Here is a 12,658-nt window from a genome sequence, read left to right as displayed (position 1 = left end):
ACCGCCGTGATGCGAACCCACCCCGTCGGCACGCTGCGTGCCGAGAACGCCGGCCAGACCGTGACCCTCGCCGGATGGGTGGCCCGCCGCCGCGATCACGGTGGCGTGATCTTCATCGACCTGCGGGACCGCTCCGGATCGGCCCAGGTCGTGTTCCGCGAGGGCGAGATGGCCGAGCGGGCCCACCGGCTGCGCTCCGAGTTCTGCATCCAGGTCGTCGGCGAGGTCGTCCGCCGTCCCGCGGGCAACGAGAACTCCGACCTGCCGACCGGCGACATCGAGGTCACGGTCACCGAGCTGACCGTGCTGTCGGAGTCCGCGCCGCTGCCGTTCCCGATCGACGAGCACACCGGCGTCGGCGAGGAGATCCGGCTCTCCCACCGCTACCTGGACCTGCGCCGTTCCGGGCCCGCCGCGGCGATGAAGCTGCGCAGCGACGTGAACAAGGCCGCCCGCGACGTGCTCGCCGCCGAGGACTTCATCGAGGTCGAGACGCCGACCCTGACCCGGTCCACCCCGGAGGGTGCGCGCGACTTCGTCGTCCCGGCCCGGCTGCGCCCCGGCTCCTGGTACGCGCTGCCGCAGAGCCCGCAGCTGTTCAAGCAGCTGCTGATGGTCGGCGGGCTGGAGCGGTACTACCAGATCGCGCGCTGCTACCGGGACGAGGACTTCCGCGCCGACCGCCAGCCGGAGTTCACCCAGCTCGACATCGAGATGAGCTTCGTCGAGCAGGACGACGTCATCGCACTCGCCGAGAAGGTCCTCACCGCGCTGTGGCGCCTCGTCGGGTATGAGATCGAGGCCCCGATCCGCCGGATGCCCTACGCCGAGGCGATGGCCCGCTACGGCTCGGACAAGCCCGACCTGCGCTTCGACATCGAGCTCACCGAGCTCACGTCGTACTTCGCGGGCACCGGGTTCCGGGTCTTCCAGAACCCCTACGTCGGCGCCGTCGTCATGCCGGGCGGGGCGTCGCAGCCCCGCAAGGTGCTCGACGGCTGGCAGGAGTGGGCCAAGCAGCGCGGCGCCCGCGGCCTGGCCTACGTGCTGATCGGTGAGGACGGCCAGGTCGACGAGCGCGGCCCCGTCGTCAAGAACCTGTCCGAGGCCGAGCGGTCCGGGCTGGCCGAGGCCGTCGGCGCGAACCCCGGCGACTGCATCTTCTTCGCCGCCGGCAAGCCCGCCGAGGCCCGCGCGCTGCTCGGTGCGGCCCGGGGCGAGATCGCGCGGCGGACCGGTGTGATCGACGAGTCGGCCTGGTCGTTCGTCTGGATCGTCGACGCGCCGCTGTTCGAGTCGGCCGCCGACACCGACGACGTCGCCGTCGGCGGCGGTGCGTGGACCGCGCTGCACCACGCGTTCACCTCGCCGACCCCGGAGTGGATCGACACCTTCGAGAAGGACCCGGGCAACGCCCTGGCCTACGCCTACGACATCGTCTGCAACGGCAACGAGATCGGCGGTGGCTCGATCCGTATCCACTCGGCCGACGTGCAGAAGCGCGTCTTCGAGATCATGGGCCTGTCCGCGGAGGAGGCGCAGGAGAAGTTCGGCTTCCTGCTCGACGCCTTCTCGTTCGGCCCGCCGCCGCACGGCGGGATCGCGTTCGGCTGGGACCGGATCACCGCGCTGCTCGCCGGCGTCGACTCGATCCGCGAGGTCATCGCGTTCCCGAAGACCGGTGGCGGGTTCGACCCGCTGACCCAGGCCCCCGCGCCGATCACCGCCGCCCAGCGCAAGGAGGCGGGCGTCGACGCGAAGCCCGAGCGCGCCCCGGAGAAGCCCGGCCCGGCCGCGTAGGTGCTGCACCTGCGGGTGGTCTGCCCACCCGGGCGGACGGTCGAGGTCCGCAGCGTCCTCGACGCCGAACCCGGGGTGGCCCACCTGGTGGTCCACCCCGGGGTGGCGGTGCACCCGGCCGGTGACCTGGTCGAGGCCGACGTCGCCCGGGAGTGCGCCGACGACCTGCTGGGCCGGCTCGCCGACCTCGGCGTCGACCACGACGGCGGCATCACCCTCGAACAGCTCGACACGGTGCTGTCCGACCGGGCCGACGCCGCCGAGGAGGCCGCGCCGGGGGACGGGGCCGACGCCGTCGTCTGGGACGAGCTGATCCAGCGCACCGGTGAGGAGTCGCGGCTGTCCGCGACGTTCCTGACCTTCCTCACCATCGCCTGCCTGCTCGCCGCCGTCGGCGCGGTCACCGACTCACCGGTCACGGTGGTCGGGGCGATGGTGCTGGGCCCGGAGTTCGGCCCGATGGCGGCGATGGCGATCGGGCTGGTGCTGCGCCGCCGCGACCTGGTCTCGCGCGGTGCGCTCGCGCTCGCCGCCGGGTTCCCGCTGGCGATGGCCGTCACCGCCGTCGCGACCCTGGTGTTCGACCTGCTCGGCTGGTTGTCCTCCGCCGGGCTCGACGGTCTCGAGCAGATGGACTTCATCTACGAGGTGGGGCCGTTCTCGCTGGTCGTCGCCGTGCTCGCCGGGGCGGCCGGGATGCTCTCGCTGACCTCGGCGCGCTCGTCGGCGCTGGTCGGGGTGTTCATCTCGGTGACGACCGTCCCGGCCGCCGCCTACGCCTCGGTCGCGGTGATCGAGGGACGCTGGAGCGAGGCGGCACAGTCGGTGCTGCAGCTGGGGGTCAACCTGGTGGGCGCCATCGGTGCGGCGGCCGCGGTGCTGGTGCTGGCCCGTCGCGGATCCCGTCGTCGGGGCGCGGACCGCGCGCTCTCCGAAGGGTAGGGTCCCCTTCGATGACCGATCCGCAGTCGACTCCCGGCGCGGTCGCGGCGGTGGCCGGGGCCGCGCGGTTGCTGTCGCGGCGGGCGGGCTCAGAGGTCGAGCTGTTCGAGCCCGAGGACCTCGGCGGCAGCGGCCGCTCCGTCGTCGCCCGGGCCCGGATGGCGAAGAACCCGTTCTCCGACCGGCGCAGCGTCGTCGTGAAGCACTACGCGCCGCCCGAGGACGGCGCGGACCTGGCGTCGGACCCGTTCCGCTACGAGGTCGCGTCCTGCCAGCTGTTCACCGCGCTGCCCAGCGACGTCCGGCCCAGCCCGGTGATCATCGCGCACGACCCGGTGCAGCGGCTGCTCGTCCTGGAGGACCTCGGCCGCAGCCTGACCCTGGCCGACAAGCTGTTCGGCCCGGACGCCCAGGCCGCCCGGACCTGCCTGCTCGGCTGGGCCCGCGGCCTGGGCCGGATGCAGGCCGCGACCGCCGGGCGGGAGGGTGACTTCGGGGCGCTGCTGCGCCGGCTGGGGGAGAAGGCGCGCCGGGACCCGGTCGCCGACCAGGCCCGTGCCGCGCTGGCCGGTCTGCCGGAGCTGCTGGCCGGGATCCTCGGCGTCGAGGTGCCGGAGATGGCGTTGTTCGAGGCCCAGGGCGGGGTGCGCCTGCTCGGCGGCACCGGGTTCCGCGCGTTCAGCCCGTCCGACACCTGCCCGGACAACAACCTGGTCACCAGCCGCGGGGTGCGGTTCGTCGACTTCGAGTGGGGCTGCTTCCGCGACGTCGTCCTCGACGCCGCCTACGTGCGGGTGCCGTTCCCCGGCTGCTCGTCGAGCTTCGCCCTGCCCGACGCCGTCGCCGACGCCATGCTCGACGCCTGGCGGGCCGAGGTCGCGCCGGTGTGGCCCGAGCTGGACGACCCCGAGCTGCTGGAGTCGCGCCTCGCCGACGCCCAGGTGCTGTGGGTGTGGTGGTCGACCTGGCAGCTGCTGCCGCGGGTGCCCGAGCGCGACGGCCCGATCGGTCCCGACGCCGGCCGGTCCCCGCGGATCTCCACGGCGCTGCGGCACTACTGGCGGGGCCTCGGCGTCACAGCGGAGGCGACCGCCCGGCCCGGCACGGCCGCGCTGGCCGAGGCCGTGGTGACCGCGCTCGACACCCGTTTCCCGGACGCGTCGTCGACGCTGCCGCTGTTCCCCGCCTTCCGCGGCGGCGAGTGGTAGGGGCCCGCCCCGAGAGTTCCCACGGCGGTACGGGACCCGTCACCGGTTGCACACGGAAACGGTGGCTGCGGCGGTGATCGTGTCGGCGTGTCCCCGATGACCGCGCGCCCGTCCGTCGTCGATCCGGTCCTCCGCCCCGTCCGTCCCGTCGCCGTACCGCGCGCGACCGGGCGGCCCGTCCGGCACCTCGTGCTGCTGGGCGACTCCACCGCCGTCGGGCTGGGTGACCCCCTGCCCGGCGGTGGCTGGCGCGGGTTCGGCCCGCTGCTGCGCGACGCCCTCGACGATCCCGCCCACCCCGGCTCGGTCCGGCTGGACAACCACGCCCGGACCGGGGCGTGGATGGCCGACGCCCGGCACGGGCAGGTGCCCGCGGCCGCGGCGTCGGGGCCCGACGTCGTCGTGCTGTGCGCCGGGATGAACGACACCCTGCGCTCGGACTTCGACCCGGCCGCGATCCGGCGGGACTGCGCCGAGTCGCTGGAGCTGCTGCTGCGGGCCGGTGCGACCGTGCTGCTGCTCCGTTTCCACGACCACACCCGCGTCTGGCCGCTGCCGGGGCTGTTGCAGCGGGCGCTCGCCACCCGGATCGCCGCCCTGAACGGGGCCGTCGACGGGGCGGTGGCCGACGCCGTCGCTGCGACGGGGCGGTCCGCCGTCGGGATCCTCGACCTCGACACCGCCGGCAGCTACGACCCGGCGGCGTGGAGCGTGGACCGGTTGCACCCGTCCGAGCTGGGGCACCGGTTGCTCGCGCGTGGTTTCGCCACGCTGCTCGGCGCCGCCGGGTTCGCGGTGCCGGGGGAGATCGGGCTCGACGCCGCCGGTGGGCGGGAGGTGACGGCCTGGCAGCGGGGGGCGTGGCTGGTGGTGCAGGGGGTGCCGTGGCTCGTGCGGCGGTCCCGGGACCTCTGCCCGGTGATGGTGCGGGGGCTCGTGGAGGGGGCGCGGGCACGGAAGGTGCCCGCCTGATCCCGGCGACCCGGTCGCATTCGATCACTCCGGCGCGGCCGCCGTGGTCGGGCCCGACGCGGTCCGGGGGAGCACCTGCCGACATCAGATCCTGAGCACGTCCGCTGGTTTCCGACCGTCCCGAGACATCGCACCACCTCAGGTAGTGCGTCGTTGCAGTTCACAAATTCGCGATAGCGAACGGAAACTAGTGATCGAACACACGTTCGAGTATCGTCGATGGTGTGACCGCCACCCAGGAACCACCCGCCCACGCCACCGGCGTGCCCGGCGACGGGTTCTCGTCCGGTGACCTCACCCTGCTCCGGCTGCATGTCGAACAGGCGCTCGCCGCCGACACCTGCGCGTTGTCCGAGTCGGAGTTGATCGACCAGATCCAGGAGATCGAGACCCTCCAGGCCGCCCTGGCCGCCCTGCAGGCGGACCGGATCCGGGTCTTCGCCCAGGCCCATGTCGAGAACCGGCGCGTCGATGACCGGAGCGACTTCGACAAGCTCCACCGCAGCGTCGTCGCCCAGATCCAGCTGGCCTGCCGGGTCTCCACCGCCGAGGCCCGCACCCGCGTCGCCAACGCCCGCGACCTGCACGCCGGACTCGACGACATCCGGTGTCTCCACGAGACCGGTCAGCTCAGCGCCGCCAAGGTCACCGCGATCGCCGTCGAATGCCGCGACCTCAACACCACCCAGCGCGCGCGGGTCGACTCCCGGCTCGCCGCCGTCCGGGACCTCACCCGGTACGGCATCGGGCGCCTGCGTGCGATGACGCGGCGTCTGGTCGCCGAGATCGCCCCGGAGCGCTTCCGCGCCCGGGTCCACGCGGCCAAGGCCGAGTGCCGGGTCACCTTGCGGCCGGCGCCGGATGCGATGAGCTACCTGACCGCCTACGTGCCGGTCGAGCAGGGCGCCGCCTGCCTGGCTGCGCTGCAGAAGGCGTTCGTCGAGGTCCAGGTCGACCCGCAGCCGCTGACCCGCACCCGCGGACAGGTCATGGCCGACACCCTCGTCGAACGCGTCACCGGACAGGCCACCGCGACGGCGGTGAACCTCGAAGTCCAGGTCACCGTGCCCGTGCAGGCCCTGCTCGACCCGCAGTCCCCGCTGCCCGCGGAGATCCCCGGCTTCGGTCCCGTTCCGGTCGACCTGCTCGCCACCTCCGAGGGGACGAAGTCCCTGCGCCGACTGCTCACCGACCAGGGCATCGTCATCGGCGGCGACTCCCGTAGGCGCACCTTCACCGGACTCCTCGCCACCCTCGTGAGAGCCCGAGCGCAGAACCGCTGCACCGAGCCCTACTGCGACGCACCCGTCCGCCACCTCGACCACATCCGGCGGGATGCCGACGGCGGACGCACCGAACTCGACAACGGACGTCGAGTCTGCGAGTTCCACAACCACGTCCGCGAGCAACCCGGATGGCACATCGCCCGGGCCCCGGACGGGACCGTGGTCACCACCACGCCGACCGGGCACACCTACCGCGGCCCGGACTGATCACCTGCCGTTCGCCGGTCGTCGCGGGGGATGCCTGCCTGCCGGGCGGGTCCGGGCGAGCCCTGATGCGGCCCGGCCGCGGGCGCGGCCCGGCTACAGGCGTCGCAGGAAGTTCCCGATCCGCTCCACGGCCTGCTCCAGCTGCGGCAGCGCCGTCGCGTACGAGCAGCGGATGTGGCCCTCCCCGGACGGCCCGAACACGCTGCCCGGGACGACCGCGACCGACTCCTCCCGCAGCAGCCGCTCGGCGAAGGTCTCCGAGTCCAGCCCGGAGGCGCGGATCGAGGGGAACGCGTAGAACGCGCCCGCAGGCTCCGGGCAGTCCAGCCCGGCCTCGCGCAGGCCCTTCACGAACACCCGGCGGCGACGGTCGTAGTCGGCCACCATCTCCGCGACGTCGCCCTCCGCGCTGGTCAGCGCCTCCACGGCGGCGATCTGCGAGATGTGCGGCGCGCACAGCATCGTGTACTGGTGCACCCGCAGGCACAGCTCCGCGATCGGCTCCGGCGCGGCGAGCCAGCCGACCCGCCACCCCGTCATCGCCTGGGCCTTGGAGAACCCGCCCAGGACCACCGTCCGCTCCCGGGCGCCCGGGACCGCGCCCAGACAGGTGTGGGCGCCGGTGTAGGTGAGGCGGTCGTAGATCTCGTCGGAGAGCAGGTACAGGTCGTGCCGCTCGGCCAGCGCGACGAGCTCGCGCAGCACCTCGGGCGGCTGCACCGCGCCGGTCGGGTTGGCCGGCGAGCCGATCAGGATCGCCTTCGTCCGCGGCGTCACCGCGGCCTCGACCGCGGCGATGTCGATGGCGAACCCGTCCTCGGCGCGGGTCGGCACCCCGACCGGCACACCACCGGCGAACGCCACACACGGCTGGTAGGCGACGTAGCAGGGCTCCGGGACGATGACCTCCTCGCCCGGGTTCAGCAGCACCCGGAACGCCAGGTCGAGCCCCTCGGACACCCCGGTCGTCACCAGGCACTCGGTGGCGGGGTCGTAGTGGGCGTCGTAGCGCGACGCCAGGTCCGCGCACACCAGCTCACGCAGCTTCGGCAGGCCCGCGTTGCCGGTGTAGGTGGTGTAGCCGCGCTCCAGGGCGTAGATCCCGGCCTCGCGGATCCGCCACGGCGTCACGAAGTCGGGTTCACCGACACCGAGGGAGATGACGTCGTCCATCTCGGCGGCGATGTCGAAGAACCGCCGGATCCCCGACGGCGGGATCGCCGAGATCGTCGCGTTGAGCGCTTTCACGGGGTCACCGGCAGCCGGTGGTCGGGCTCCGGCTCGGCGAAGGAGTCGCCGTCACGCTTGTGCGTGGCCAGCACGAAGTGCGTGGCGGTCGAGCGGACCCGGTCGATCGTGGACAGCTTCTGGGACACGAAGTCGCTGACCGCGCGGATGTCCGGGCCGACGACCGTGCAGCGCAGGTCGTGCCCACCGGAGACGAGGTAGCAGTCGCGGACCTCGTCGAAGCGGGAGATGCGGGCGGCGACGTCGTCGAACCCGACCCCGCGGGCCGGGGCCACCGACACGTCGATGAACGCCGTCACCTGCGCCCCGGCGCGGCCCGCGCCGGAGTGGCCGTTGCCGCCGTCCTCGTACCGGGCCCAGTCCACGACGGCCTTGTGCCTGCGGATCACCCCGGAGCGTTCCCACTCCGCGATCCGGGCGTCGACCTCGTCCCGGGGCAGACCCAGCATGGTGGCGACGGTGTCGTGGCTCAACGACGCGTCACGTTCGAGCAACTCGAGGATCTCGCGCACGGCGTGACCCTACGACGACCGCCCGTCGCCGCGCCGCGGGCCGGGCGGGTCGGTGCCTGCCCGCCCCGTCCGACCGGTCAGGCCGCGTGCGGCAGCGGGGCCGCGACGACCGGCGCGACACCGCCGCGGGCCGGGTCGAGCAGCCCGCACTCGAGGTCGACGAGGTGGGCGCGCGTGCACGGACCGCACACGTACACCGTGCCGGTCGGGCCGTGGTGGCTGCTCCAGACGAGTCCGCGGACGTCCGCGGGGGTGCGCGGACGGGAGCAGAGCGGGCAACTCGGGATCGTGTCCATGCCCCGTGAGCGTGCACGGGCTCTGTTGCGGGCCGGTGACACCGCGCGTCCGCGGCGTTGCGTTCCGGCGACGATCCGGGGTCGGTGACGATCACGCTGCGTACGCATCGGTCACGAATCGGGGGCGAGCCGGTGAATTCGGCACCGCCGCACCCCGCCCGCAACTAGGGTCCGCGCGCATGAGCAGCAACGAACCGCCGCGGGGCGAGGACCCGCAGGCCGGTCCCGGGGGAGCCGCGACGCCCGGTGGCGCCCAGGAGCCCGGGCAGGCGGCCGGGAGCGGGGGCCAGCCGGGCACGCCGTATCCCGGCGGGCAGCAGGCCGGGCAGGAGGACGCCGCCACCGGCGCGCAGGAGCCGGGACAGTACGGCGCCGCCGCCCCGTCCCAGCACGGCCAGGACCCCGGGCAGCCGCGGTACGGCCAGGACCCCGGACAGCAGTACGGCCGGCCGTACGCGCAGGACCCCGGCCAGCAGTACGGCCAGCAGTACGGCCCGCAGCACGGTCAGCAGTACGGCCAGGCCCCGTACGGGCAGGACCCGGGGCAGCAGTCCCCCGGCCAGCCCTACGGACAGCAGCAGTACCCCGGCCAGTACCCCGGCGCGGGCCAGTACGGCGGCCAGCAGCAGTACGGGGCCCAGTACCCCGGCCAGTACCCCGGGGCCGGGCAGCAGTACCCCGGCCAGTACCCGACCGGCCAGCAGTACGGCGGCCAGTACCCGCAGGGCGGCTACGGCCAGCCCGCCTACCCCTCCGGCGGCGCCCCGCCCAGCGGCACCTCCCCGGACCCGCTGGTGCCGTTCTCCTTCGGCGACTGGTTCTCGAAGATCGTCGGCGTGCTGCAGCGCAGCTGGAAGCCGCTGCTGATCATCAACCTGATCGTGCTGATCCCGACCGCGGTCCTCAGCGGCATCAGCTACCTCCTCGGGGGGAGCACGACGTCGTCGTTCGACCCCGTCGACCTCGACCTCAGCACCGGGTTCGTGGCGAGCCTCGGCCTGACCACCCTGCTCCTGACCGTGATCGCGATCGTGCTGTCCGCGCTCGGCTACGCGGCGTCGGTGTTCGTCGTCGTGCGCGACGCGGCCCAGCGCCCCTGGAGCCAGGACCAGGTCATCGCGTTCGCGAAGAACCGCGCGCTCCCGGTGATCGGCTGGTCGCTGCTGGCCGGGCTGCTGGTGGTCATCGGCTTCTTCCTGCTGATCATCCCGGCCATCTACCTGGGCGTGGTGTTCACCGGCGCGCTGATCGGGGTCGTCGTGATCGAGCGGGCCGGGATCGGCCGCACGTTCACGCTGGTCAACCCCCGGTTCTTCCCCGTGTTCGGCCGGCTCGTGGTCTTCTTCCTGATCGCGATCGTGTACTCGCTGGTGATCTCGCTGGTCGTCGTCGCGCCGCTGACGTACCTCAGCCCCGTCCTGGGGCAGGTCGTGGGGACCCTGCTGCAGCTGCCGGTGCAGATCGCCGGCGTCGCCGCAATGATCGTCACCTACGCCGAGTGCCGCTTCCACGAGCACAACCCGGTGCACACCCCCGTCCTGGCCGACGAGATCGACCGCGCCTGAGCCGCCCGTCCCCCCGGGGCCGGTGTCCTGGCAGGCTGGAACGGATGAGCACCGACGGCCTGTTCGACATCGACCCCGGGGGCGACGAGCGCGACACCGGTGACGGCGACGCCGTCCGCCCCGACGCGCCGCTCGCCGCGCGGATGCGCCCGCGCACCCTCGACGAGGTCGTCGGCCAGGCCGACCTGCTCACCCCCGGCGCGCCGCTGCGCCGCCTGCTCGACGGCGGCGCCGCGGCGTCGGTGCTGCTCTACGGCCCGCCCGGCACCGGCAAGACCACCCTTGCCCGGCTGATGGCCGGCGCCGGGGGAGCGGAGCGGCACTTCGTCGCCCTGTCCGCGCTCTCGGCCGGGGTGAAGGAGCTGCGGGCGGTCATCGAGGAGGCCCGCCGGCGTCGCGACCGCAGCGGCACCACCACGGTGCTGTTCATCGACGAGGTCCACCGCTTCTCCCGCACCCAGCAGGACGCCCTGCTCGGCGCGGTCGAGGACCGGCTCGTCCTGCTCGTCGCCGCGACCACCGAGAACCCGTCGTTCTCCGTCGTGTCCCCGCTGCTGTCCCGCTCCCTGGTGCTGCAGCTGCAGTCCCTCGGGGAGGACGACGTGCGCACCCTGCTCCGGCGCGCCGTGACCTCCGAGCGGGGCCTGAACGCGACCGTCGAGCTCGCCGAGGACGGCGAACAGGCACTGGTCCGGCTCTCCGCGGGCGACGGGCGTCGCGCGCTCACCGCGCTGGAGGCGGCCGCCGACGGTGTCCTCGGCGCCGGCGGTGACCCGGTGATCGACCTCGCCGCCGTCGAGCGCGCCGTCACCGAGGTCGCCGTGCGCTACGACCGCGCGGGCGACCAGCACTACGACGTCATCAGCGCGTTCATCAAGTCCATCCGCGGCTCCGACCCCGACGCCGCCCTGCACTACCTGGCCCGGATGCTCGTCGCGGGGGAGGACGCCCGGTTCATCGCGCGCCGGCTGATGATCCACGCCTCGGAGGACGTCGGGCTGGCCGACCCGACCGCGCTGCCCGCCGCGACCGCGGCCGCCCAGGTCGTGCAGCTCGTCGGGATGCCGGAGGCACGGATCGCGCTCGCCCAGGTCACCGTGCACCTGGCGACCGCACCCAAGTCGAACGCCGTGATCACCGCGATCGACGCGGCGATGGCCGACGTCCGCTCCGGCAGGGTCGGCGGGGTGCCCCCGCACCTGCGCGACGGCCACTACGCAGGCGCGCAGAAGCTCGGCAACGCCGTCGGCTACCGCTACCCGCACGACGACCCCGACGGCGTCCTGCGCCAGCAGTACCCGCCCGACGACGTCGTCGGCGTCGACTACTACGCGCCGTCCGGGCGCGGGCACGAACGCGTCCTCGCCGAGCGCCTGCCCAAGCTGCGCCGCGTCGTGCGCGGCACCCGGGACTGAGTCCGCGCGCTCAGCCGGTGGTCAGGGTCAGCCCGAGCGCCCCGGTCGCGGTGCGGATCGGGGTGAAGTAGCTGGTGCAGTTGCCCTCGCCGCCCGCGCCGGTGTGCACGCCCTGGGCCTGCCCGGACGAGGTGATGTAGGGGGCGCCGGAGTCGCCCTCCTGGGCGCACGCCGCCACCGAGGTCAGCCCGGACTGGCTCTGGCCCTCGAAGTTCACCGTCATGTCGGTGCGCTGGACCGTGCCGCAGGACCGCCCGCTCGTGGACCCGTACAGGCAGACCGTGGAGCCCACGGGCGCCGGACGGCTCCCGGCCACCCGGATCCCCGACACCGTCGCCGACACGCTGCCCGACTCGACCGCGATCGCGCCGACGTCCACCCCGCGGCCCGCGGTCTCGACCTCGGAGCCGATCGTCGAGCCGTCGGTGGCGTACCAGGACGACGAGCCCCGGGTGCAGTGCCCGGCGGTGATCAGCCAGTCGCTGCTGCCGTCGGAGGCGGCGAACCCGGCCGTGCAGCGGCGGGTCCCGTCGGTGATCGTGTCGCCCCCGCCGACCGCGGCCTGCCGGTGCGCCGGCGCCGCCACCCGCTCCACCCGCACCGCGGACGGGTCGAGACCGCCGGTCAGGCCCGCGGCCAGCGCGTCGGCGCCCGGCCCGTCGACGACGCTCACGACGACCTGCTCGGTGCGGGGGTCGACACCGTAGGAGTCCAGACCGGCGGGCATCCCCGTCGCGGTGCGCCCGGCCAGCGCCGAGAGCACCGCGGCCGGGTCGCGGCGCGGCTCGTCGCGCACCACCGGCGTCGCGCCGAGCGCGGTGACCAGCGGGGCGGCCGCGGCGTCCCAGGTGCCCACCATCAGCCGTCCGTCGGCCAGCCACGTCCCGGCCAGCGCGGGCCCGAGGGCCTCGGTCACCGCGGGCACCAGCGCCGCGGCCGCGTCCTCGCCGACCGCGACCGGGGGGAGCGCCGGGGCCGCGGTCGCCGGCACGGCCACCCCCACACCGATCGCGACGGTGCCGAGAGCGGCGAGCAGGAGGCGGTGCGGGCGACGCAGAGACACGAGCGGTCCTTCGGGCGAGCGGAGCGTGACACCCGGCCCAACGACGCTGCTCCGCCCGGGTCACGGCCCGCAGGCGGAGGACACCCCTCCGAAAGGGGTGGACGTCCGTCCGTGCCCGAGGTTGCCCCCATGAGGACCAAAGCC

The 12,658-nt window shown here is 74.2% G+C and carries 11 protein-coding genes; 7 read left to right on the top strand and 4 right to left on the bottom strand.

Features of this window, described 5'->3' with window-relative positions:
* Positions 1 to 6 precede the first annotated feature (6 nt).
* The 5 genes from aspS to KPL57_RS49550 all read left to right on the top strand — a co-directional run bounded on the left by aspS (position 7) and on the right by KPL57_RS49550 (position 6,415).
* The gene (aspS, locus tag KPL57_RS49570) at positions 7 to 1,800 is read left to right on the top strand and encodes an aspartate--tRNA ligase (RefSeq protein ID WP_226357357.1); all 1,794 of its coding nucleotides are present in this window, start codon (positions 7 to 9) and stop codon (positions 1,798 to 1,800) included.
* Positions 1,801 to 2,742 carry a DUF389 domain-containing protein gene (locus tag KPL57_RS49565; protein WP_226357356.1) on the top strand — a complete coding sequence of 314 codons (942 nt, stop codon included), beginning with the start codon at positions 1,801 to 1,803 and terminating at the stop codon, positions 2,740 to 2,742. It abuts the gene before it with no gap.
* Positions 2,743 to 2,753: 11 nt separating this feature from the next.
* On the top strand, positions 2,754 to 3,950 hold the full coding sequence (locus tag KPL57_RS49560) for a hypothetical protein (RefSeq protein WP_226357355.1): 1,197 nt from the start codon (positions 2,754 to 2,756) through the stop codon (positions 3,948 to 3,950).
* 96 nt (positions 3,951 to 4,046) lie between these two features.
* Entirely contained in the window at positions 4,047 to 4,922 is an 876-nt protein-coding gene (locus KPL57_RS49555) for a GDSL-type esterase/lipase family protein (RefSeq protein ID WP_226357522.1), read from the top strand.
* A 224-nt stretch (positions 4,923 to 5,146) separates the two neighbouring features.
* Positions 5,147 to 6,415 (top strand): HNH endonuclease signature motif containing protein, encoded by a 1,269-nt coding sequence (locus tag KPL57_RS49550; RefSeq protein WP_226357354.1) that lies wholly within the window; start codon positions 5,147 to 5,149, stop codon positions 6,413 to 6,415.
* A 93-nt stretch (positions 6,416 to 6,508) separates the two neighbouring features.
* Here KPL57_RS49550 and KPL57_RS49545 read toward each other — a convergent pair whose 3' ends face one another.
* From KPL57_RS49545 to KPL57_RS49535, 3 genes are all read right to left on the bottom strand, one after another.
* On the bottom strand, positions 6,509 to 7,663 hold the full coding sequence (locus tag KPL57_RS49545) for an aminotransferase class I/II-fold pyridoxal phosphate-dependent enzyme (RefSeq protein WP_100877600.1): 1,155 nt from the start codon (positions 7,661 to 7,663) through the stop codon (positions 6,509 to 6,511).
* Entirely contained in the window at positions 7,660 to 8,175 is a 516-nt protein-coding gene (locus tag KPL57_RS49540) for an Lrp/AsnC family transcriptional regulator (protein WP_073574671.1), read from the bottom strand. Before KPL57_RS49540 ends, KPL57_RS49545 begins: the two co-directional genes overlap by 4 nt.
* 77 nt (positions 8,176 to 8,252) lie before the next feature.
* Positions 8,253 to 8,471 (bottom strand): hypothetical protein, encoded by a 219-nt coding sequence (locus KPL57_RS49535; RefSeq protein WP_226357353.1) that lies wholly within the window; start codon positions 8,469 to 8,471, stop codon positions 8,253 to 8,255.
* 179 nt (positions 8,472 to 8,650) lie between these two features.
* Between KPL57_RS49535 and KPL57_RS68035 the strand changes: the two genes are divergently transcribed.
* Together KPL57_RS68035 and KPL57_RS49525 are read left to right on the top strand one after the other, a co-directional pair.
* Positions 8,651 to 10,036, top strand: coding sequence for a hypothetical protein (locus tag KPL57_RS68035; protein ID WP_264199416.1), 1,386 nt, complete (start codon positions 8,651 to 8,653; stop codon positions 10,034 to 10,036).
* Positions 10,037 to 10,080: 44 nt separating this feature from the next.
* Positions 10,081 to 11,451 (top strand): replication-associated recombination protein A, encoded by a 1,371-nt coding sequence (locus KPL57_RS49525; RefSeq protein ID WP_226357352.1) that lies wholly within the window; start codon positions 10,081 to 10,083, stop codon positions 11,449 to 11,451.
* A 10-nt stretch (positions 11,452 to 11,461) separates the two neighbouring features.
* Here KPL57_RS49525 and KPL57_RS49520 read toward each other — a convergent pair whose 3' ends face one another.
* Positions 11,462 to 12,514: a S1 family peptidase gene (locus tag KPL57_RS49520; protein ID WP_226357351.1), complete on the bottom strand. Its 1,053-nt coding sequence runs from the start codon at positions 12,512 to 12,514 to the stop codon at positions 11,462 to 11,464.
* Between the last annotated feature and the right edge of the window lie 144 nt (positions 12,515 to 12,658).

Source organism: Pseudonocardia sp. ICBG601, assembly GCF_020496245.1.
The sequence above is the reverse complement of the archived record's forward strand: the minus strand, read 5'-3'. Positions and strand labels throughout refer to the sequence as shown.

Bases quoted from the DNA above. Each gene is read 5' to 3' on its own strand.
- KPL57_RS49560 (WP_226357355.1), top strand. From the start codon at position 2,754: ATGACCGATCCGCAGTCGACTCCCGGCGCGGTCGCGGCGGTGGCCGGG.
- KPL57_RS49555 (WP_226357522.1), top strand. From the start codon at position 4,047: ATGACCGCGCGCCCGTCCGTCGTCGATCCGGTCCTCCGCCCCGTCCGT.
- KPL57_RS49535 (WP_226357353.1), bottom strand. From the start codon at position 8,471: ATGGACACGATCCCGAGTTGCCCGCTCTGCTCCCGTCCGCGCACCCCC.
- KPL57_RS68035 (WP_264199416.1), top strand. From the start codon at position 8,651: ATGAGCAGCAACGAACCGCCGCGGGGCGAGGACCCGCAGGCCGGTCCC.
- KPL57_RS49525 (WP_226357352.1), top strand. From the start codon at position 10,081: ATGAGCACCGACGGCCTGTTCGACATCGACCCCGGGGGCGACGAGCGC.